Genomic DNA, 20,177 nt, shown 5'->3' with positions numbered 1-20,177 from the left:
GACGGATCAGCCCTCCAGCCAGGCGTGCTTCAGCGAGGCATAGACCGCGTCCGGCCCCAGCGCCACGTCATGCAGCTTCTTCGCGTGCACGGTGAAGAAGTTCAGCTCGATCAGCGGCAGGCAGGGCAGGTCCTCGGCCGCCAGGCGCTGCATCTCGTTGAACAGGCGGGTCCGCTCGGCCGGATCGGCGCTGCGCTGCGCCGCCTCGATCACCTGGTCCATCGCCGGGCTGGCATAGCCCGAGGCATTGGTCCAGGGCGTGCCCTTGTTGATGGTCTTCGACCAGTAGAAGCGCTGCACGCCGATCTGCGGGTCGGAGAAGGAGGAGGCCCAGGAGCTGGAAATGTCGAACTCATACTCGCCGAAGACGCGGCGCAGATAGCTCGGCGTATCCTGGCTGCGCAGGGTCAGGTCGATGCCGACCCGCCGCAGCGCCTGCCGCACATACTCGCCGGTGCGGCGGTAATCGTCGCCATAGGGCAGAAAATCATGGCTGAGGGCGAAGCGCATGCCGTCGGCGCCGCGCTTGTGCCCGGCCTCGTCCAGCAGCGCCTCGGCCTTCTTCACGTCGAAGGGATATTGCGGCACCTGGGCATTGTGGAAGCGGGTGACCGTGGAGGGGATGGTCGAGACCGCTGCCTTGCCGAAGCCGTGCCACACCGTCCTGGCGATGACATCGCGGTTCACCGCATGGGCGATGGCGCGGCGGACGCGGACATCGGCGAGCTCGGGCTTGCGCAGGTTGAATTCGAGGAACAGCCAGGGCGAGATCCACTCATAGCCGCGCGTCTCGATGACGATGCCCGGCAGCGCCCGCAGCCGCGCCACATCGGTCAGCGGCACCGGGCTGTAGGGGGCGTATTGCGCCTGGCCGGTCTCCAGCAGCGCGGCGCGGGCGGTCGCGTCGGGCACGATGCGGAAGACGATGCGGTCGAGATAGGGCTTGCCCTCATCCCAGTAGTCCGGGTTGCGCTCGAGGATGATGTGCTCGCCGCGCACCCATTCCTTGAAGCGGAAGGGCCCGGTGCCGACCGGCTTCAGGTTCAGCGGATTGGCCAGCGCATCGCCGCCGGCATAGAGGTGCTTCGGCAGGATCTGCGATTCATAGGCGTTGAGCGCGCCCAGGATCACCGGCGAGGGCTGCTTCAGCCGCAGCACCACGGTCAGCGGGTCCGGCGTCTCCACCGCCTCGACATTGGCGAAGGTGGCCCGGCCGCGCGGGTGGATCTTCCGCCAGATCTCTTCCAGGGAGAACTTCACGTCCTCGGCGGTGAAGGGCTGGCCGTCATGCCAGCGCACGCCGGGGCGCAGGTGGAAGGTGAGCGCCAGCCCGTCGGCCGCGACCTCCCAGCGCGTCGCCAGCGCCGGCTTCAGCCCCATGTCCCAGTCGTAGGAGAACAGACCGTCGAAGATGTTGGTCGAGACCACGCCGGTCGGCGCGCCGGCATTCAGCGCCGAGACCAGGGTCGGCGGCTCCGGCTGGACGATGGCGGTCAGCGTGCCGCCGCGCCGCGGCTCGGCCGAGGGCTGCGGTCCCGGCGCCTGGGCGGTGGCCTGGCCGATGCCCATTCCGGCCATGCCCATCCCGGCGAGCAGCAGTCGGCGCGACAGAAGGGGATGCGGCATGGCGGCGTTTCCGTAATTTTGATACCGCCGCCTTATATTAAACTTTGTCCTTTCGTCAAATGCCGCCCTCGACGCTGCAAGGCGGCCCCGCGCAAGTCGGGCGCGCGCCGCACCCCTCGGTAATTCACGAAAACAGGCAGGGCAATACCGCCCTGCCTTCTTCCTGGTCCGGTCAGTTCCGCCGCAACGTCACCGGCACCGTGCCGAGCGCCGCCGGGCCGCCCTCCACCGGCAGGCTCCGCCCGGTGGCCTCCAGCCGGTCGCCCTCGATGCGGTAGATCGCCACCTGCCGGTCGGCCATGTTGCCGATCAGCAGCGTCCGGCCGTCGCGCGAGAAGGCCATGCCCTGCACCCAGTCGCCGGCCGGCGCCTCGGCCACCACCGACAGCCGGCCATTCTCCACCTTCAGCAGCTTCACCATCGAGCGGCCGCGCAGCGGATCGGCCGGCGCGCGGCCGGAGCCGTTGTGCACGACCGCGACCGCATGGACGCCGTCGGGGCTGGCCATCACCCCCTCCGGCGTCGGTCCCACCGTCACCGTGTCGATGGTGCGGAACGGCTCGCGCGACAGGTCGATCAGGCTGACGGTGTCCATGTCGCCGGTGTTGTTGACGCTGCGCCCGACATTGCCGACCACCGCCCAGCCGCCCGGCGACACCGCCGCCGAATAGGGCCTGACGCCGGCGGTCAGGTCGCGCTCCAGCTTGGTCACCGTCTCGCCCTCGATGCGCAGCACCGAGACGATGCTGTCATTGTCGCGCGTCACCAGCGCATGCCGTCCGTCCGGCGTGAACTGCGCATGCGAGGCGCCGGTATTCGCCGCCCCGATCGTCACCGTGCCGACGACGCTGACCTGCTGCCCGGCGATCTTCAGCACCGAGACCGTGCCGCCATTGCGGTTGGCCACCAGCGCCAGCGTCCCGGCCGGGTTGATCGACACGCCCGAGGGCCCGGCGCCGACCTCGAGCGTGGCCAGCAGCTTCGGCGGCATCGAGGAAAGATCGATCACCGAAACGCGGTTGTCGGGCACGGTCTTCGCCGGGTCGGCGGGGTCGATCTTCTCGGCCGAGCTTGCCAGCGCCAGCCGCTCATCCGGGCTGACGGCGATCGAGTTGGGCGGACCGATCACCGAATGCGGCACCGCCAGCTGGCCGATGACGCGCGGCTCGCCGCCGGCCAGGTCGATCACCGCGATGGTGTCCGGCTTCGGGTCGCGCACCACCGTGTTCACGCCATCGACCAGCGCGCGCTTGTTGTCGTTGCCGGAGACCGCGATCTCCGCCGCCGCCGGCAGGCTGGCGGCCAGCGCGAGCGCCGTGGCGGCCAGCCAGAGGCGCTTCCCCTGGGACTTCCTCATGACGTTCTTCCCTGTACTTTCGTTCATCTTTGCGGAGGCGCATCGAGTCGGCGCGCCAGGCCGGCGCGCAGTCTCCGCTCGGCGCGGAGGCGGCGGCAAATACCAAATGCGTGGCACGGCGATTGCGAGGCTGCCGCCGCATGCCCCCTCGCCAGCCGTCGCAGGCCGGCGCATGATCCGGGGCAGTCGAGGAGAGCGAAGCCATGCCCGCATCCGATCTGACCCGCCGCCGCCTGCTGGGAAGCGGCGCCGCCCTGGCCCTGGCCGGGCCTCTCGCCACGTCCCTGGCCGCCCCCGCCCTGGCGCAGGGCAATGCCCGCGTGCTGCGCTTCGTGCCTGAGGGCAACCTGGCCAATCCCGACCCGGTCTGGACCACCACCACCATCGCCCGCAACCACGGCGCGATGATCTGGGACACGCTCTTCGGGCTGGATGCGCAGTTCGAGCCGCAGCCGCAGATGCTGGCCGGGCACGAGCTGTCGGACAACCGGCTGACCTGGCGCTTCACCCTGCGCGACGGCCTGGCCTTCAGCGATGGCGAGAAGGTGCGGCCGGCGGATTGCATCGCCAGCATCCAGCGCTGGGCCCGCCGCCGCCCGCTCGGCCAGACCCTGCTGGCGCGCACCGAGGCGATGGTGCCGCTCGACGACACCCGCTTCGAGATCCGGCTGAACAAGCCCTATGGCCTGATCCCGCGGGCGCTGGCCGACAGCTGCTTCATGATGCCCGAGCGGATCGCCAAAACCGATCCCTTCCAGCAGATCCGCGAATACATCGGCAGCGGCCCCTTCACCTTCCCGGTTGATGAATGGGTCTCCGGCTCGCGCGCCGTCTATCGCCGCAACCCGGCCTATCGCGCGCGCGACGGCGCGCCGAGCTTCATGGCCGGCGGCAAGGTGGCGCATTTCGACCGCGTCGAATGGCTGGTGATGCCGGACAGCGCGACCGCCATGGGCGCGCTGCAGAATGGCGAGGTCGACTGGATCCAGCGCCCCGACTACGACCTCCTCGCCAGCATGCGGAAGATGCGCAACGTGAAGGTCGCCGTGCACGACAAGGTCGGCGTCGTCGGCATGCTGGCGATCAACCACCTCCACCCGCCCTTCGACAATCCGAAGCTGCTGCGCGCGGTGCTCTCGGCGGTCAACCAGGCCGACTTCATGGCGGCGGCCGTCGGCGCCGAGCCGGAGCTGTTCCACCTGCCCTGCGGCGTCTTCACCCCGGGCCTGCCGATGGCCAACGAGGCCGGCCTGCAGGCGCTGACCGCCCCGCGCGACCTGGCGCAGAGCCGCCGGCTGGTGCAGGAGAGCGGCTACAAGGGCGAGCGCATCATCGTCATGTCGCCCTCCGACTATCCGGTGCAGGCGGCCTTCGCCCAGGTCACCGTCGACCTGCTGAAGAATCTCGGCCTGACCATCGAATTCGCCAGCATGGACTGGGGCACGCTGGTGCAGCGGCGCACCAGCAAGGAGCCGCCGGAGAAGGGCGGCTGGAGCCTGTTCACCACCACCTATGAGGGGCTGACGGTCGCCGATCCCTCCAGCCACGTGCCGCTGCGCGGCAATGGCCCGCAGGGCTGGTTCGGCTGGCCGACCAGCCCGCGGCTGGAGGCGCTGCGCGACCAGTGGCTCGACGCGCCGGACCTGGCGGAGCAGAAGCGGATCGCCGCCGAGATGCAGGTGATCGCCTTCGAGGAAGTGCCCTTCATCCCGGTCGGCCAGATCTTCAACCCGACCGCCTATCGCAGCGACATCGTCGATGTCGTGCCCGCCTCCTTCCCGATCTTCTGGGGGGTGCGGCGCGGCTGATGCCGCCGGCCGCCCCGCCCCTTGCCGTGACGAAAGCCCCGCCCATGACCGCCCCGCCCCGCATCGCCCTGCTCGGCTTCATGCTGGAGGCCAATGGCTTCGCGCCACCGGCCACCGAGGAGGAGTTCCGCGCGAAACTCTGGCTGCAGGGCGAGGACCTGCTGGCCGATGTGCGCAGCGCCACGCCGCGCGACCCGGGCGGGCTGGTCGGCTTCGTCGCTGCCATGGACGCGGCCGGCCCCTGGACGCCGCTGCCCGTCGCCATCACCGGCGCCGGTGCCAGCGGCCCGGTCGAGCAGTCCTTCTTCGACCGCTTCCTGGCGCTGCTCGAAACCGGGCTGCGCGCCGCCCTACCGCTCGACGGGGTCTATGTCGAGGCGCATGGCGCCGCCTCGGCCACCATCGACCCGGATCCGGAGGGCGTGCTCTACGCCATGCTCCGCCGCGTCGTCGGGCCGGATGTGCCGATCGTCTCCACCCTCGACCTGCACGCCAATGTCAGTGCCGAGATGGTCGAGCACACCGACCTGCTGATCGCCTATCGGACCAACCCGCATACCGACATGCGCGCCCGCGGTGCCGAAGCGGCCGTCGGGATGCGCGCGCTGCTGTCGGGGGTGAAGACGGCCAAAGCCTTCATCCGGCTGCCGCTGCTGCCGCCCTCGGTGGCGCTGCTCTCCGACCGTGGCCCCTATGGCGCCGCCATCGAGCGCGGCCAGCAGTTGACCACCGGGCCGATCATCAATGTCTCCGTCCTCGGCAATTTCAGCCTGGGCGACAGCCCGAAGAACGGCATGAGCGTCATCGTCACCGCGCGTGGCGATCAGGCCGCGGCGCAGCGCGTCGCCACCGAGATCGCCACCCTGCTCTGGGACCGGCGCGAGGAGCTGGTGGCGAAGCTGATGCCGATCGAGACCGCCGTCGCCCGGCTGCAGGAGGTGGTCGGGAATCCTGCCCTGCCGCCGCTGCTCTTCGCCGATGTCGCCGACAATCCCGGCGGCGGCGGGCGCGGCAATACCTCGGCCGTGCTGCGCGCCTTCCTCGATGCCGGCATCACCGGCACCGCCTTCGCCATCCATTACGACCCGGCACTGGCCGCCGAGGCGCATGCGCGGGGCCGGGGCGCCCGCTTCACCGCCCATCTGAACCGTGGCGAGGATTTTCCGGGCAGCGATCCGCTCGAGGTCGAGGCGGAGGTCATGGCGCTCTCCGACGGCGAGATCGTCGGCCGCCGCGGCATGATCGCCGGCAGGAAGCAGTCGCTCGGCCCCACCGCCTGGCTGCGGCTGGCGGGGAGGATCGAGGTGGTCTTCGTCTCGATCCGCCACCAGTGCCTGGACACCGCCATGCTGGAGCATCTGGGCATCGACGTCCGGGCGCTGCGCGGCATCGTCGTCAAGTCGCGCGGCCATTTCCGCGCCGGCTTCGACGACCTCTTCCCCGATGAGCGCATCCTGGAGATCGACGGGCCCGGCCTGGTCTCGCCGATGCTGGCGCGCATCCCCTTCCGCCATGTGCCGCGGCCGATCTGGCCGCTCGACCCGGCGACCCGATGGTCGCCGGGCTGAGCCTCGCTGTCACCAAACTGTCGCGTGGCAGGCGCCGCCGCCACCGCTAAGCCCCGCCCGGAACAGCGGATGGCGGATGATGACGACGGCAAGCCTGCAGGTGGCCTCGGGCCAGGTGGTGGCGCTGCGCCTCTTCGACCTGGCCTATGAGATCGACCTGAAGCGGGCGGAGGCGCTCTGGGCCGCCCGCGCCCAGGGGCCCAGCGCCCGCAGCCGCCTGGCCGGCACCCCCGCCAAGGCGGTCTCCTTCGGGGTGCCGCCGCTCGCCCTGCCGCTCGGCCCGGTGGCGCTGCGCCTCGGCGCCGAGACGGTCACCGCCCAGGGCGGCATCCGCCTCTATGATTTCGGCGTCGCCGCCTTCACCCTGAAGCTGCCGGCCGGCGGGCTGGACTGGGAGGGCTTCACCGCCCTGGCCAACCGCCTCGACCATGCCACGGGGCTGGAGGCGGTCGATGCGCCCTGGGATGCGCTGCTGGCGCAGCTGCGCGCGCTGCTCGGCGAGGCCTTCATCCGCCCGAGCGCGGCGCCGCTGCAGGAGGACTATCTGATCGCCGTGGTCGATGCCTTCGACCGGCCGATGACCGCGGCAGCGCTGCAGCAGCAGGCCGATCTGGTGCCGCTGCTGTCGGGCGAGACCCGGCCGCTGTCGGAGGGCGCCCGCCGCGACCTGCTGCGCCAGGGCTTCTCCTACCACACCGACGACCTGGTGGTGCTGACCTGGGACCGTGCCTTCATCTACGAGCCGCGGCGCGAGACCGATGTCGCCGACGTCATCGAGATGGCCAATGCGCAGCTGCTGGAGATGCGCAGCTATGACGAGCTGCTCGATGCCGAACTGCCGCGCATGCGCGACCTGGTCGAGGCGGCACGGCGCCGCTCGCACCTGCTGGCCTCGCGCCGCTATGCCGGGCTGGCGCAGCAGCTGCACATGCTGGTGGCCGAGGTCAGCCAGCTGGCCGAGCGCGTCGACAATGCGCTGCAGGTGACGGAGGACGTCTATCTCGCCCGCGTCTATGCCGCGGCGATGGACCTGTTCCGTGTCCCCGAGGTCAGCGCCGCGGTGGATCGCAAGCTGGCGATCATCCGCGACACCTACACCGCCCTGCATGGCGAGGCCGCCGGCGGCCGCGCCGAGGTGCTGGAGACCGCCATCCTGCTGCTGATCGCCTTCGAGATCGTGCTGTCCTTCATCCGTCACTGAGGGCCACCGCGCTGCCGCTTTTGTTGAATTGCCCGTCCTCTGCCGCCCGGCGATGGTGACGGCGCCGCCGCGCTTCCCGGCAGACGGGGTGCGGCGCTTCCGCCACCGGCGGGCCATCGGGAGCCGCCCGCCGCCGCCGCGGCGCGGCCTTCCTGCCGGCCGCCTTCAGGATACCGGACAGAGATGGCTCAGCATGGCTTGACCCGGCGCTCGGCGCTTCTCCTGCTGCTGGCCTGCCCCGCCGCGGCGCAGGATTTCATGCGGATGCCGCTGGCCGAGCTGGAGCAGCAGGCCGAGACCCTGCCGCCGGCCGGCCTCTATGCGCTGGCGGCGCGGCGCTTCCGCGAGGGGCCGCGGCAGGAGGCGGTGCGCTGGCTCTATGTCGCGCAGCTGCGCGCCCGGTTCCGCCTGGCGGTGACGCCGGACCTGCCGCGCGACGGCGAGCCGGCGCTCTATGCCGCGCTGAATGAATCCGTCGGCCGGCCGATCAACGAATGGGCCTTCGGCGACGTTGACGCGCTGGCCGCCAGCCTGCAGGCGGCGCTGGACTGGGACGCGGCCCATGCCAATGCCGCCACCCCCAAGCCGGGCCACGAGGCGGCCCTGGCGCGGATCCGCGCCGGACTGGCAGAACTGCGCGAGACCGTGCTGGCCAGCCGGGAGAAGATCCGGCAGCAGCGCGCCGCCAATGGGTTGGAGAACCGCTGAGCATGCTGACGAGGATGACGGCCCTGGCGCTTCTGGCGGGGCTAGCCGCTCTGCCGGCCACGGCGCAGGAGATGCACTGGGCCATGCGGCAGACCGGCGAGGGCCTGCTGGTGGCGCGCGAGGTGCCGGAGACCAGCGACCAGTCGCTGGCCCTGTTCTGCCGCCGCGGCGGCCACCGGGTCGAGATGCGCCTGCTGGAGGAGCGTGACCGCGCCCGCGACGGCAGCACCGTGCAGGTCGACTTCGCCACCCCCGGCGGGCAGCAGCGCCTGGCGATGCGGGGCGAGATGCAGGAGCTGGGCGATGCGCTGATGCTGATCGGCGATTTCGAGGCCGATGCCGCCTGGCGCCGCCTGCTGACCACCGGCGGCAGCCTGTCGATCACGCTGGAGGGCGAGACCGAGACCGTTCCCCTGGCCGGCTCCTCGGCCGGGATGGCGGCGCTGTTCGACGCCTGCCAGGCGAAATAGGCACGGGCGCGGGCGGTGGCCGATTGCCGGCGGCCGGCGGTCCCGGCAGGCTGCCGCCCGCCCTCGAGGATACCCTGGCCGATGCCGCTGAACCTCCTGCCCTTCCTGGCCGCCGCGGCGCTGGGCGGCCTGGCCCTCCGCCCCCTGCCGGCCGAGGCCCAGCCCCGGGAGGGGCAGCGGCCGGCGGCACGGGCCCAGGACAATGGCTGCTGGGGGGTCCGCCCCGGCGATGACACCTTCGAGGCGGCAACCGTCGGCCGGGACAGCGCGCGGCTGTTCTTCCGGTCCCGCCCCGACGCGTCGGCCGAGCCCGGCCGGGCCTTCCTGACGCCGGGGGATGTGGTGGTGATCTCGCGCCGCGAGGGTGGCTTCGCCTGTGCCACCTATCTCAACACCCGCCGCCGGCTGACCAGCGGCTGGCTGCCGGCCAGCGCGCTGGAACCGCTGGCGCCGCCCGCCACGGCCGCGCCCGAGGCCTGGCAGGGCAGCTGGTACGGTGCCCAGGCCTATGAGCAGGAGATCGACATCAGCGTCGAGGGCCAGGGCCTGCGCATCGGCGGCAGCGCCAGCTGGGGCAGCGACGATCCGGCGCGGGTCGAGCGCGGCGGCGTCAATATCGGTTCGCTGGCGGCGGAGGCACGCCCGTCAGGCGCGCAGATGGGCTTCAGCAGCGATGGCGAGCGCAGCCGGGCCTATGCGGAAGGCGGGCCGGACAGCTGTCGCGTCCGGATGCAACTGCTCGGCCCCTATCTCGTGGTGCAGGACAATCTGCGCTGCGGCGGCATGAACGTGACCTTCAGCGGCCTGTATCGCCGCGCTGGCTGAGCCGGCGCGCTTCAACGCCCGGTTCAACGCCCAGTGCGGGCGGTCTCCAGCACCAGGGCGATCAGCTCGGGGGGGATCTCCTCCTCCGCCGTGGCGGGGTGGCGGCGCTGCAGGCCGTCCTGCAGCCAGCGATCGAAGGCCTGATCCGCGGGGGTGCGCCGGTGCATCATCCTCTCTGCCTGGTCCTTGCTCGCGTCATGCCGTGTCATGGTCTTGCCTCCGGAAGCTTGGCTGCCCCCTTCATGCTCGCCCGTTGTTTCTCGCTGCTGTAACGAGCCGCCGCTGCTGCCGGTTGCAGGCGCGAAGACGCGGCGGCGCGAGGCGGCGCGGCTGTGACCATGAAGCCACAGCTCGGCCGGCTTCCCGGCTGCCGCCGCAACGGCTAAGGCCGCAGGGTCGCCCGCCTGGGGCCAGCCTGACCGGAGCCGCCCGATGCCGCCTGCCCTGCCCGCCCGCCCCCGGCATCGCCCTGGGCATCGTCCTTGGCATGGTCCCTGGCACCGCCGCTTAGCCCTGCTGCCACTGCTGTTCCTCGGCGCCTGTGCGGCGACCTGCCTGCCGGAGCAGGCGAACCGGCTGCCGCTGGTCAATGATGGCAACGTCCCGCTGACCCTGCTCACCATCAATGGCCAGCCGGCCGTCTTCCTGGTCGATACCGGCGCGGCGCGCACCGCGCTGCTGCCGGAGGGGGCCGCGGCGCTCGGCCTGACGCAGGACGGGCTGCGGCGCACCCAGGCCCGGGGCATCGGCGGCAGCAGCCATGAAGCCAATGCCCTGGTGAGCGAGCTGACGCTCGGCTCCCTGACCATGCGGGGGCTGACGGTGCCGGTCGTCCGGCATGGCGCGCCGCCGCGGCGCGACCGGCTGGGCCTGCTCGGTGCCGATGTGCTGCGGGTGCACGAGCTGGAGATGGACACGCCGGGAGGCCAGCTGACGCTCTGGCCGGGCCAGGGCTGCGGCGCCGGCGGGCCGCGCTGGCCCACGCCGTCGCAGAGCATCCCGATCGAGCTCTATGGCGAGGCCGTGCCGATCGTCACCCTGCGGGTGAATGGCCGGGCGGTGCCGGCGCTGTTCGACACCGGGGCGCAGCGCACGGTGCTGGACCGCCGCCTGGCCATCGCCCTCGGCATGCCGGCCGATGCGCCGACGGGCCCTCGGCTGCACGGCGTCGGCGAGGAGACCGTCGTCACCCAGGCCTGGCGCCTGCCGCAGCTCGACTTCGCCGGGCTGACGCTGCACGACCATCCGGTGCTGGTCGCCGCGCTGGAGCGCCGCCCCTACGCCATGGCGCTGGGCCAGGATGTCATCGGCCAGCGCCGCTTCTGGCTGTCCTATGCGCGGCGGCGGCTGTTCCTCGATGCCGTGGCCGCGCCATAGCCCTCAATGGTTGAAGACCAGCAGCAGCTCGGCCTCGGCGCCGCGCTGGCGGGCGGCGCTGCGATCGGCCAGGCGGCGGATGATCACGGCTGACAGCCGCCGCATCGCCGCCTCGGCAGCCTCCGGGTCGTCGCCCTGCAGCAGCGCCGCCGCCTCCGGCGCCCGCGCCTCGCCCAGCGGCAGCGCCGCCCCGCGATAGGACAGCCGGCAGGCGAAGGAGAATTCGTCGAAGCTGGCGGCCAGGGTGACGCGGTCTTCCAGCCCGGCGGCGCGCAGGGCCTCCAGCGCCTCGCCCACCGCATGGCCGGCGCGCAGCACCGTCTCCTGCCGCACGCCCCAGAGCCGGCCGCCGGCCTCCAGCAGCTCGGCCGCCTCCGCCGCCTCGCGCCCGGGGTCGAGCGCCTGGCGCAGCTGGCGGCGGATGCCGATGCGGAACAGCGCGTTCAGCGCGACCGCCGTGGCGGCGCCGACGGTCAGGCCGGAGCGCAGGCTGAGCTGCAGCCATTCCGGCGCCTGGCGGCCGAGCTCCGGCAGCAGCATCACCGCGCTGCCCAGCACGATCGCCAGGCCCACGGTGAAGCTGCGCCGCGGGTTCATCATCCGCGCCATGATCAGCTCGATGCCGGCGCTGATCATGTAGGCGGCGGTGTAGAGCAGGATGCCGCCGACCACCGGCGCCGGCGTCAGCACCAGCAGCCCGGCCACCGGCGGCAGGAAGGCGGCGGCCATGAGGATCAGCCCGGCGGCCAGGCCGACGCGGCGGGCGGCGATGCCGGTCGCATGCACCAGGCCGATATGCGCCGAGGAGGAGCCGCCCGGCAGCGTCCCGGTCAGGCCGAACAGCACATGCGTCAGGCCGAGGCCGGTGACCGCCCGCGCCGCCAGCCCCATATCGGCGCGGCGCCAGCGGGCATCGGTCATGCGGTCCATCGTCAGGGCGCCGCCGAACTGGTCCATGATGGTGATGAACTGGGTGATGGCGACCACCAGGATCGGCACCAGGCGGAATTCCGGCAGCGGCAGGGCGAGGCCCAGCACCGGCAGCTCGACCAGCGGCATGGCCCGCAGCGTGTCGGCCGAGGGCAGCTGGCCGGTCAGGGCGACGGTCAGCGTGCCGGCCACGGCCCCGGCCAGCAGCGCCACACGGCGCAGCGCCGGGCCGCCCCAGACGGCGATGCCGACCAGGCAGCCGATGGTGGCCAGCGCCGCCAGGACGGCGGAACCCTGCAGCGTGCCGCCGGCCAGGCTCAGGCCGGTGGCGCGGGTCATGCCGGCGGTGACCAGGGTGACGCCCATCATCACCAGCACCACGCCGATCACCTCGGGCGGGAAGAGGCTGCGCAGCCGCGGGATCAGCCGCGCCATGGCCAGCGCCAGCAGCCCGCCGGCGATGGTGGCGCCCATGGTGGCGGCCAGGCCCTCGTGCAGCACCAGCGCGACCTGCACCGGGATGCGCCCGGCGCTGGGGATGGTGACCAGGAGCATGCCGGCGCCGAGGCGCCAGGACAGCGCCTGGATCAGCGTGCCCAGCCCCATCACCAGCACGGTCGCGCTGACATAGGCGACGGTCTGCCGCGGATCGAAGCCCATGCCCTCGGCCGCGATGGCGGCATAGAGCGCGAAGACCAGCGCCAGCAGCGCGTGCTGCAGCCCCATGCCCAGCAGCAGGCCAGGGGGCAGCCGGTCATCGACGCCGTAGAGCATGCCCTCCGGCCGGCTGCGCGGCGGCGCCTGCGGGTCGCGCGCGGGGGGCAGGAGACGGTCGCGCCAGCCGGTCACCTCGCGGCACCAAGGGGAAACAAGGCAGACCAGCAGTGCATCGAGGCGGATTCCGGAAGAAGCCGCTGACGAGGCGTGGCGGCAGGAAGTGGATTTTCCCCAAGCGGCAAGTCAAGGGGAAGCCTTTAAAATCATCATGATTCGCCTGTTACCGGTTCCATTGGGGAGCCGGGTGCCTGGCTTTGCGCCATTCGTCTTCTTTTTCTTGGCATGGAAGCAGCAGCGAGACGGTTCCCACCATCTGGCGCGGCGACGTGATGAGCCATGCGGGACAGCAGGCCGGCCTGTGGCAGCACCAGCGGGGAGTTAATAATTAGGTCACTTATCACGCTATTGTGGGGATAGGTTCCAATACATCATTAAGGTTCGTCGATGCGCCATCTGCTCTCCCGCCTCAGGCTGCGCAGCAAGCTGCTGGGGGCCTTCGGCCTCGTGGTCTTCCTGACCATGGTGGTGGGAGGGATCGGCCTGCAGCAGGTCAGCCGCGTCCAGAGCGGGGTCGAGGCGCTGCAGACCAATTGGCTGCCCTCGGTGCGCAGCATCGGCCAACTCCAGTACAGCCTGAGCCTGCAGCGCAGCCGCGCCGCCCGGCAGCTGGGCACCGAGGAGGCCGGCGAGCGCGCCAGCGGCGAGGCGGAGCTGCGGAAGATGCACCAGGAGGCGCTGAAATACTTCGCCGACGTCGCGGCCCTGACCGCCAGCCCCGCCGAGGAGGCGCTGCTGGCGCAGGCGCGCCAGAGCTATGACGCCTATCAGGGGCTGATGCAGCAGCTCCTGGCGGCGCCGGGCGGGGACCGGGCCACCATCGCCCGCTTCAACGGCGAGGGCTACGCCGCCATCCGCCTGGTGTTCACCGCGCTGGACCAGCTCAGCGACCTCAACGAGGCGGGCGCCAGTGCGGCGGCGGCCGAGGCGGCGGCGGAGTACCGCGAGGCGGTTTGGGCGACCGGGGCCGGGCTGCTGGTGGCGCTGCTGGTCGGGCTGGCCTCGGCCATCTTCCTCGACCGCCACATCGCCCGCAGCATCGTCGGCCTGGCCGCGGCGCTGCGCCGCGTCGCCCAGCGCGACTATGCGGTCAGCCTGCCCGAGCTGGCGCGCGGCGACGAGGTGGGCGACATGTCGCGCGCCGTCGACGAATGCCGTACCGGCCTGCAGCACGCCGATACGCTGGCCGCCGAGCAGGCCGCCGCGCAGGAAGCCCGGCAGAAGCGCGCCGAGGTCCTGGCGCAGCTGGTCGCCGCCTTCGAGGCGCGGGTCGGCGACATGGTCGGCGTCGTCTCCTCGGCGGCCACCGAGCTGGAGGCGACCGCGCGCAGCATGTCGGGCACCGCGGAGGAAACCAATGCCCAGGCGAATTCCGTGGCGGGCGCGGCGCAGGCCGCCAGCGGCGGCGTGCAGACCGTCGCCTCGGCCGCCGAGCAGCTCTCCGCCTCGATTTCCGAGATCAGCCGGCAGGTGACCCAGGCGACCAGCGTCTCCGGCCAGGCGGTGGAGCGCGCGCGCGAGACCGATGCGACGGTGCGCGTGCTCGCCGAGGGCGCCAGCAAGATCGGCGAGGTGGTGAACCTGATCACCTCGATCGCCGGCCAGACCAATCTCCTCGCCCTCAACGCCACCATCGAGGCGGCGCGCGCCGGCGAGGCCGGCAAGGGCTTCGCCGTCGTGGCTTCCGAGGTGAAGAACCTGGCCAACCAGACCAGCAAGGCGACCGAGGAGATCGGCGCGCAGATCGGCTCGATCCAGCAGGCGACGCATCAGGCCGTGGCGGCGATCGGCGCCATCGCCAGCACGATCGACGAGGTCAGCCGCATCACCGTGGCGATCGCCGCCGCGGTCGAGGAGCAGAGCGCCGCCACCGCCGAGATCGCCCGCACCGTGCAGGAGACGGCGCAGGCGACCGGCGTGGTGACGATGAACATCGCCTCGGTCGGCCAGGGCGCCAGCAGCACCGGCGCCGCCGCCAGCCAGGTGCTGGCCGCCGCCACCGACCTGTCGCGCCAGTCCGAGCAGCTGACCGGCGCGGTGGATGACTTCGTGTCGAAGGTGCGCGCGGCCTAGCCGCGCCGCGCGGCGGACCCTTTCGAGCGAGGAAAGAGCCAGGGGGCCTGCACGCCCCCTGGCCTTGTGCCGCACACGGTGCCTTGACGGTGAAATTGGAACGTTCCACTCTGATGAGAATGCAACGGGTTCGGATCAAGGATGTCGCCCGCGAGGCCGGGGTGGCGTTGTCCACCGCGGCGCTGGCGCTGCGCGACGACAGCAAGCTGCGCGAGGAGACGCGGCGCACGGTGCGCGAAGCGGCGGCGCGGCTGGGCTATGTCTATGACCGGTCGGCGGCCATGATGCGCTCGGGCCGGTCGCACACCATCGGGCTGCTGGTCTGCGAGATCACCAACCCCTTCTATGCCGAGCTGACCGCCGGCGTGGAGGAGGCGCTGGACGAGGCCGGCTACGTCACCATGCTGGCCAACACGGCGGAATCGCCGGTGCGGCAGCGGCGCATGCTGGAGCGCTTCCGCGAGCAGCCGGTGGATGGCGTGCTGATCATGCCGGCCACCGGCACGCCGGCCACGCTGTCGGAGGAGCTGCGCGCCTGGCAGCTGCCGCATGCGACGGTGGTGCGCAGCTTTCGCCGCGGCGCGCATGCCGGGCCGGACAACCGCGCCGGCACGCGGCTGGCGACGGAGCATCTGCTGGCGCTCGGCCATCGCCGGATCGCCTTCCTGGGCGGTGCCGCGAAGAACTCGGTGAGCACGGGGCGCTGGGAGGGCTATGCGCGGGCCATGGCGCGGGCCGGGCTAACGCCGGAGCACCTGCCCTGCCGCACCGAGATCGGCGCGGCCTCGGTGGCGGCCGAGGCTCTGACGGCGAAAGGCCCGACGGCACTGGTCTGCTTCAACGATTCGGTCGCCTTCGGCGCCGGCATGGGGCTGCAGCGCAGCGGCCGGATGCCGGGGCGCGACGTCGCGCTGGTCGGCTTCGACGATGTGCGCGAGGCGGCGCATTGGTATCCGCCGCTGACCACGATCCGCGTCTCGCCGCATGTCATCGGCCAGGCGGCGGCGCGCGTGCTGCTGCATCGCATCACCACGCCCGAGGCGGAACCGCTGCGCGAGATCCTGCCGCCTGCCCTGGTGATCCGCGAATCCTGCGGCGCCCAGCAGCGGAGGGCCGCCTAGACTTCTGTTCGCATACTGCAGGGGAGGAAAGACGGTGCCAGACACCGCGATGCCCAGGGGCGCCAGCGAATTGCATGGCGCGCTGCGTGACGCCGCGCGCCGCTTCGCCGAGGAGGCGGTGGCGCCACTCGCCGCCGAGCTCGACGAGACCGAGCGCTATCCGGCCGAGCTCTACCAGCGGCTGGCCGAGGCCGGGCTGTTCGGCATCTGCGTGCCGGAAGCGCTGGGCGGCGTCGGTGCCGATGTTCTCTCCTATGCGCTGGTGATGGAGGAGCTCGGCCGCGGCTATGCCTCGGTCGCCGACCAGGTCGGGCTGGTCGAGCTGCTGGGCACGCTGCTGACCGAGCATGGCACGGCTGTTCAGCAGGACCGCTACCTGCGGCCGCTGCTGCGGGCCGAGCGGCGCTGCGCCTATGCTCTGACCGAGGCCGAGGCGGGATCGGACCTGGCCGGGCTGAAGACGCGGGCGGTGCGCGATGGCGAGGGCTGGGTGCTGGAGGGCGCCAAGCTGTGGATCCACAACGCCCCGGTCGCCGATTTCGCCGCCGTGCTGGCGCGCACCGATCCGGCGGCGGGCCATCGCGGCATGTCGATCTTCCTGGTCGATCTCGACAGCCCCGGCGTGTCGCGCGACCGCAAGGAGCACAAGATGGGCCAGCGCGCCTCGCCGGTCGGCGGCCTGCGCTTCGACCGGGTGCGGCTGGCATCGGACGCGATGCTGGGCCAGGAGGGGCGCGGCTTCCACATGATGATGTCGGTGCTGGACAAGGGCCGCATCGGCATCGCCGCGCTGGCGCTGGGCATCCTGCAGGCGGCGCTCGACGACAGCATCGACTATGCCAAGCAGAGAAGACAGTTCGGCCAGGCCATCGCCGAATTCCAGGCGGTGCAGTGGATGATCGCCGACATGGCGAAGGACGCCCATGCGGCGCGGCTGATGGTGCATCACGCGGCGCAGATCCTCGACAGCGGCGCGCGGGCGACCCTGGAAGCCAGCATGGCCAAGTGCTTCGCCTCCGATGCCGCGGTGGCGCGCACGGCGGATGCGGTGCAGATCCATGGCGGCTCCGGCTATATCCGCGGGGTGCGGGTGGAGCGGCTGTTCCGCGACGCCAAGATCACGCAGATCTACGAGGGCACCAACCAGATCCAGCGGATGATCATGGCAAGGAGCCTGCTGGCATGAGCGCCCCTTCTTCGACCCGTCCCCTGGCGCTGGTCACCGGCGGCCGCCGCGGCATCGGCCGCGCCGCCTGCCAGGCGCTGGCCGCGCGCGGCTTTGATATCCTTTGTGCCGATATCGACGAGGAAGGCTCTGCCGAAACCGCCGCGCTGGTCCAGGCGGCGGGCGGTTGCTTCGCCTTCCGCCGCTTCGACCTGGCCGATCTGGCCAGCCATGCCGCGCTGGTCGCGGCGGCCAGCGCAGGGGGAAACCTCGCCTGCCTGGTGAACAATGCCGGCGTCGGCGCGCTGCGGCGCGGTGACCTGCTGGACGTCTCGGTCGAATCCTGGGACCGGGCGCAGGGCATCAATGCGCGCGGCAGCTTCTTCCTGACCCAGGCGGTGGCCCGGGCGATGATCGCCGCCCCTGCCCCCGGCACGCGCAGCATCGTCTTCGTCTCCTCGGCCAATGCGGTGCTGGCCTCGCCGGATCGCGGCGAGTACTGCGCCTCGAAGGCGGCCGTCTCGATGATCGCCAAGGTCTTCGCCGTGCGCCTGGCCGAGGAAGGCATCGCGGTGCATGAGATCCGCCCCGGCGTCATCCGCACCGAGATGACCGCGCCGGTCGCCGCCCGCTACGAGCAGCGCATCGCCGACGGGCTGTCGCCGATGCGCCGCTGGGGCGAGGCCAGCGATATCGGCCGCACCATCGCCCTGCTGGCCGCCGGCGACCTGCCCTTCAGCACCGGCGATGCGCTGCATGTCGATGGCGGGCTGCATCTGGGGAGGCTGTGATGACCGACAACCGCCTGCATTTCGACGAGATCGCCCCCGGCCTGTCCTGGCAGACCGGCGGCATCCAGGTGACCGAGGCCCATATCCTGGCCTTTGCCGGCCTGTCCGGCGACTTCTTCGACATCCACATGGATGACCGCTATGCGCAGTCGCTCGGCTATCCCGGCCGGGTGGCGCATGGGATTCTGGGACTGGCGCTGGCGGATGGGCTGAAGAACCGGGCGCAGACGCAGCTCGCCGCCATCGTCTCGCTCGGCTGGCGCTGGCGCTTCACCGGGGCGATCCTGATCGGCGACCGGCTGCAGGCGACGGTGTGCGTCGCCGCCTGCCGCCCGACCCGGCATGCCGATCGCGGCATCGTCACGCTCGATTTCTCGCTGTTGAACCAGAAGCACGAGGTCGTTCAGGAAGGCCAGAACGACCTCATGGTGCATCGGCGGGTGGCGGCCTAGCCTTCCCAACCCTCGATGCCGAGCCAGGCCGCGGCCAACCGCGCCTGGCCTTCATGCATGGCGCGGCCGGTGACGGTCGGACAGCCGCGCGCGCGGGCGGCGGCGATCAGCGGCGTCACCTCGGGATTGGGGATGACATCGGCCACCACCTGATCCGGCGAAAGCAGCGCGGGGTCCAGCGACATCGGGTCGCCCTCGCGCAGCCCCATCGGTGTGGCATTGACGATGATGTCCTGGCCGGCGATCGCGGCGCCGGCATGGCTGCAGGACAGCGCCGGGAAATGCTGGCGCAGCTGCGCGGCCAGCGCCTCGGCCCGGCCCGGCGCCGCATCCTGCAGCGACAGCTGCGCGGTGCCGGCGCGGGCGAGCGCGAAGGCGATGGCCCGCCCCGCCGCGCCGCAGCCGATCTGCAGAATTCTCTTTCCCTGTGGCGCGTGACCGGCACGTTCCAGCCCGTCCCGGAACCCTTCGCCGTCGAACATCTCGCCCTCGAAGCCGCCCTCCGCGCGGCGGCGGACGGTGTTCACCGTGCCGGTCAGCCGCGCCGTCGGCCCGAGCGCCTGCAGCAGCGGCACCACCGCTTCCTTGTGCGGCATGGTGACCACCAGCCCGTCGAGATTCTCCATCGCCGTCAGGCCGGGCCAGGCTTCCTCCAGCCGTCCGGCCGGGATCTGCATCGGCAGGAAGGCGGCGTCACGCCCCAGCCGGGCGAAGGCCGCGTTGAACAGCGCCGGCGAGCGCAGCGGCGCGACCGGGTCGCCGATGATGGCGAAAAGCCGGGTGGTGCCGGTGATGCTCATGCACGGGTCTCCGCATCCCTCAGAAGGTCCTCGATCAGCCGCTGCACCCGCAGGGCCGAGCGGGCATCGTTCGACGGCGCGCGATCCTGCTCGATGGCATCGAGCATCTCCACCAGGACCGCGCGGTGCGGGCGGTGGTCGAAGGCCATCGGATCGGCGCCGCCGCCGCCGGCCAGATCCTCGCCGATCCGCTCGACCTCGCCGCCGCGATGCAGCACCAGGCGGCTGGCTTCCAGCACCGCCGAGCCCTCGGTGCCGGCGATCTCGATCCGCTCCGGATAGCCCGGCCGCGCGACGGTGGTGGCATCGATCACGCCCAGCGCGCCATTCTCGAAGCGCAGGGCGGCGGCGACGATGTCCTCGGTGTCGATGGCGCGCAGCGGCGAGGTGGCGGCGAATCCGGCGACGCTGCGATGCGGCCCTGCCAGGTGCAGCAGCAGGTCGAGCGAATGGATCGCCTGGGTCAGCAGCACGCCGCCGCCATCGCGCGCCTTCATCCCGCGCCTCGCCTCGGCAAAGTAGGAAGAGTCGCGCCACCAGCGGATGCTGGCACTGGCCGAGAGCAGCTTTCCCAATGCACCCGATTCGATCGCCTGGCGCAGGCGCAGGGCACCCGGGCGGAAGCGGTGCTGCAGGCAGACGCCGCAGCGCACGCCGGCCGCCTCGGCAAGGCCGGCCAGCGCCTCGCCGCGCGCCACGCTGATCTCCAGCGGCTTCTCCACCAGCAGGTGGCGGCCGCTGGCGGCCACCGTCTCGGCCAGCGGCAGATGCGTGCCGGGGGGCGTCAGGATCAGCACCAACCCAAGCTCCGGCTGGTCCAGCAGCGCCTCCTGCCGGCTGAAGACCGGCGCGCCCCATTGCGCGGCGAAGCCGGCGCGGCGGTCCGCCGAGGGCGAGAAGCCGCCGACCAGCCGGATGCGCCCGGCCTTCTCCAGATCGCGCAATGCGCGCATATGCGGCTTCACCGCCATGCCGAGCCCGATCAGGCCGACACCGACCGGCATGGCCATCCCCTCCCCTGTCTTTTTGGATTCGTCCAGCCCCTCACGGGAAATTGGAACGTTCCGATCT

18 protein-coding genes are annotated in these 20,177 nt (G+C 71.9%); 12 read left to right on the top strand and 6 right to left on the bottom strand.

Features of this window, described 5'->3' with window-relative positions:
• Window positions 1–6: 6 nt before the first annotated feature.
• A complete protein-coding gene (locus WFI16_RS15415) occupies window positions 7–1,626 on the bottom strand; it encodes an ABC transporter substrate-binding protein (protein ID WP_419898712.1) in 1,620 nt (539 codons plus the stop codon).
• Window positions 1,627–1,798: 172 nt separating this feature from the next.
• Entirely contained in the window at window positions 1,799–2,983 is a 1,185-nt protein-coding gene (locus WFI16_RS15410; RefSeq protein ID WP_419898711.1) for a lactonase family protein, read from the bottom strand.
• A 203-nt stretch (window positions 2,984–3,186) separates the two neighbouring features.
• Between WFI16_RS15410 and WFI16_RS15405 the strand changes: the two genes are divergently transcribed.
• From WFI16_RS15405 to WFI16_RS15380, 6 genes are all read left to right on the top strand, one after another.
• On the top strand, window positions 3,187–4,791 hold the full coding sequence (locus WFI16_RS15405; RefSeq protein ID WP_419898710.1) for an ABC transporter substrate-binding protein: 1,605 nt from the start codon (window positions 3,187–3,189) through the stop codon (window positions 4,789–4,791).
• 44 nt (window positions 4,792–4,835) lie between these two features.
• Window positions 4,836–6,359, top strand: coding sequence for a M81 family metallopeptidase (locus WFI16_RS15400; RefSeq protein WP_419898709.1), 1,524 nt, complete (start codon window positions 4,836–4,838; stop codon window positions 6,357–6,359).
• A gap of 79 nt (window positions 6,360–6,438) precedes the next feature.
• Window positions 6,439–7,560 carry a hypothetical protein gene (locus tag WFI16_RS15395; RefSeq protein WP_419898708.1) on the top strand — a complete coding sequence of 374 codons (1,122 nt, stop codon included), beginning with the start codon at window positions 6,439–6,441 and terminating at the stop codon, window positions 7,558–7,560.
• Window positions 7,561–7,743: 183 nt separating this feature from the next.
• Window positions 7,744–8,268, top strand: a complete 525-nt coding sequence (locus WFI16_RS15390) for a hypothetical protein (RefSeq protein ID WP_419898707.1) — start codon at window positions 7,744–7,746, stop codon at window positions 8,266–8,268.
• Window positions 8,269–8,270: 2 nt separating this feature from the next.
• Window positions 8,271–8,738 carry a hypothetical protein gene (locus WFI16_RS15385; protein ID WP_419898706.1) on the top strand — a complete coding sequence of 156 codons (468 nt, stop codon included), beginning with the start codon at window positions 8,271–8,273 and terminating at the stop codon, window positions 8,736–8,738.
• 81 nt (window positions 8,739–8,819) lie between these two features.
• A complete protein-coding gene (locus WFI16_RS15380; protein WP_419898705.1) occupies window positions 8,820–9,563 on the top strand; it encodes a hypothetical protein in 744 nt (247 codons plus the stop codon).
• A 23-nt stretch (window positions 9,564–9,586) separates the two neighbouring features.
• On the opposite strand, the gene WFI16_RS15375 is transcribed toward WFI16_RS15380, so the two are convergent.
• Window positions 9,587–9,772: a hypothetical protein gene (locus tag WFI16_RS15375; RefSeq protein WP_419898704.1), complete on the bottom strand. Its 186-nt coding sequence runs from the start codon at window positions 9,770–9,772 to the stop codon at window positions 9,587–9,589.
• Between the two features lie 223 nt (window positions 9,773–9,995).
• On the opposite strand from WFI16_RS15375, the gene WFI16_RS15370 reads away from it, so the two are divergent.
• On the top strand, window positions 9,996–10,940 hold the full coding sequence (locus WFI16_RS15370) for a retroviral-like aspartic protease family protein (RefSeq protein WP_419898703.1): 945 nt from the start codon (window positions 9,996–9,998) through the stop codon (window positions 10,938–10,940).
• 3 nt (window positions 10,941–10,943) lie between these two features.
• Here WFI16_RS15370 and WFI16_RS15365 read toward each other — a convergent pair whose 3' ends face one another.
• Window positions 10,944–12,719, bottom strand: coding sequence for a uracil-xanthine permease family protein (locus WFI16_RS15365; protein ID WP_419898702.1), 1,776 nt, complete (start codon window positions 12,717–12,719; stop codon window positions 10,944–10,946).
• Between the two features lie 372 nt (window positions 12,720–13,091).
• Between WFI16_RS15365 and WFI16_RS15360 the strand changes: the two genes are divergently transcribed.
• The 5 genes from WFI16_RS15360 (at window position 13,092) to WFI16_RS15340 (ending at window position 18,306) form a co-directional block, all read left to right on the top strand.
• On the top strand, window positions 13,092–14,777 hold the full coding sequence (locus tag WFI16_RS15360) for a methyl-accepting chemotaxis protein (RefSeq protein WP_419898701.1): 1,686 nt from the start codon (window positions 13,092–13,094) through the stop codon (window positions 14,775–14,777).
• A 119-nt stretch (window positions 14,778–14,896) separates the two neighbouring features.
• On the top strand, window positions 14,897–15,898 hold the full coding sequence (locus tag WFI16_RS15355) for a LacI family DNA-binding transcriptional regulator (protein ID WP_419898700.1): 1,002 nt from the start codon (window positions 14,897–14,899) through the stop codon (window positions 15,896–15,898).
• Window positions 15,899–15,947: 49 nt separating this feature from the next.
• Window positions 15,948–17,084, top strand: coding sequence for an acyl-CoA dehydrogenase family protein (locus WFI16_RS15350; protein WP_419898973.1), 1,137 nt, complete (start codon window positions 15,948–15,950; stop codon window positions 17,082–17,084).
• Window positions 17,081–17,854, top strand: a complete 774-nt coding sequence (locus WFI16_RS15345) for a 3-ketoacyl-ACP reductase (RefSeq protein WP_419898699.1) — start codon at window positions 17,081–17,083, stop codon at window positions 17,852–17,854. The genes WFI16_RS15350 and WFI16_RS15345 overlap by 4 nt, the downstream gene beginning before the upstream one ends.
• Complete coding sequence (locus WFI16_RS15340; protein ID WP_419898698.1) at window positions 17,854–18,306, top strand: MaoC family dehydratase; 453 nt, start codon at window positions 17,854–17,856, stop codon at window positions 18,304–18,306. Before WFI16_RS15345 ends, WFI16_RS15340 begins: the two co-directional genes overlap by 1 nt.
• On the opposite strand, the gene WFI16_RS15335 is transcribed toward WFI16_RS15340, so the two are convergent.
• A complete protein-coding gene (locus WFI16_RS15335; RefSeq protein ID WP_419898697.1) occupies window positions 18,303–19,106 on the bottom strand; it encodes a shikimate dehydrogenase family protein in 804 nt (267 codons plus the stop codon). The genes WFI16_RS15340 and WFI16_RS15335 overlap by 4 nt on opposite strands.
• Window positions 19,103–20,110, bottom strand: coding sequence for a Gfo/Idh/MocA family protein (locus tag WFI16_RS15330; protein WP_419898696.1), 1,008 nt, complete (start codon window positions 20,108–20,110; stop codon window positions 19,103–19,105). The genes WFI16_RS15335 and WFI16_RS15330 overlap by 4 nt, the downstream gene beginning before the upstream one ends.
• Window positions 20,111–20,177: the final 67 nt, after the last annotated feature.

Origin of the sequence: Roseomonas sp. USHLN139 (genome assembly GCF_037145735.1) — a bacterium.
In the GTDB taxonomy this organism is placed as follows: Bacteria; Pseudomonadota; Alphaproteobacteria; order Acetobacterales; family Acetobacteraceae; genus Pseudoroseomonas.
This window is presented reverse-complemented; position numbering and strand designations above follow the sequence as displayed.

Excerpts from the sequence above, each read along its gene's own strand:
- WFI16_RS15415 (WP_419898712.1), bottom strand. The coding sequence starts at position 1,626 with ATGCCGCATCCCCTTCTGTCGCGCCGACTGCTGCTCGCCGGGATGGGC.
- WFI16_RS15410 (WP_419898711.1), bottom strand. The coding sequence starts at position 2,983 with ATGAGGAAGTCCCAGGGGAAGCGCCTCTGGCTGGCCGCCACGGCGCTC.
- WFI16_RS15405 (WP_419898710.1), top strand. The coding sequence starts at position 3,187 with ATGCCCGCATCCGATCTGACCCGCCGCCGCCTGCTGGGAAGCGGCGCC.
- WFI16_RS15400 (WP_419898709.1), top strand. The coding sequence starts at position 4,836 with ATGACCGCCCCGCCCCGCATCGCCCTGCTCGGCTTCATGCTGGAGGCC.
- WFI16_RS15395 (WP_419898708.1), top strand. The coding sequence starts at position 6,439 with ATGACGACGGCAAGCCTGCAGGTGGCCTCGGGCCAGGTGGTGGCGCTG.
- WFI16_RS15390 (WP_419898707.1), top strand. The coding sequence starts at position 7,744 with ATGGCTCAGCATGGCTTGACCCGGCGCTCGGCGCTTCTCCTGCTGCTG.
- WFI16_RS15385 (WP_419898706.1), top strand. The coding sequence starts at position 8,271 with ATGCTGACGAGGATGACGGCCCTGGCGCTTCTGGCGGGGCTAGCCGCT.
- WFI16_RS15380 (WP_419898705.1), top strand. The coding sequence starts at position 8,820 with ATGCCGCTGAACCTCCTGCCCTTCCTGGCCGCCGCGGCGCTGGGCGGC.
- WFI16_RS15375 (WP_419898704.1), bottom strand. The coding sequence starts at position 9,772 with ATGACACGGCATGACGCGAGCAAGGACCAGGCAGAGAGGATGATGCAC.
- WFI16_RS15370 (WP_419898703.1), top strand. The coding sequence starts at position 9,996 with ATGCCGCCTGCCCTGCCCGCCCGCCCCCGGCATCGCCCTGGGCATCGT.
- WFI16_RS15360 (WP_419898701.1), top strand. The coding sequence starts at position 13,092 with ATGCGCCATCTGCTCTCCCGCCTCAGGCTGCGCAGCAAGCTGCTGGGG.
- WFI16_RS15355 (WP_419898700.1), top strand. The coding sequence starts at position 14,897 with ATGCAACGGGTTCGGATCAAGGATGTCGCCCGCGAGGCCGGGGTGGCG.
- WFI16_RS15350 (WP_419898973.1), top strand. The coding sequence starts at position 15,948 with ATGCCCAGGGGCGCCAGCGAATTGCATGGCGCGCTGCGTGACGCCGCG.
- WFI16_RS15345 (WP_419898699.1), top strand. The coding sequence starts at position 17,081 with ATGAGCGCCCCTTCTTCGACCCGTCCCCTGGCGCTGGTCACCGGCGGC.
- WFI16_RS15340 (WP_419898698.1), top strand. The coding sequence starts at position 17,854 with ATGACCGACAACCGCCTGCATTTCGACGAGATCGCCCCCGGCCTGTCC.
- WFI16_RS15335 (WP_419898697.1), bottom strand. The coding sequence starts at position 19,106 with ATGAGCATCACCGGCACCACCCGGCTTTTCGCCATCATCGGCGACCCG.
- WFI16_RS15330 (WP_419898696.1), bottom strand. The coding sequence starts at position 20,110 with ATGCCGGTCGGTGTCGGCCTGATCGGGCTCGGCATGGCGGTGAAGCCG.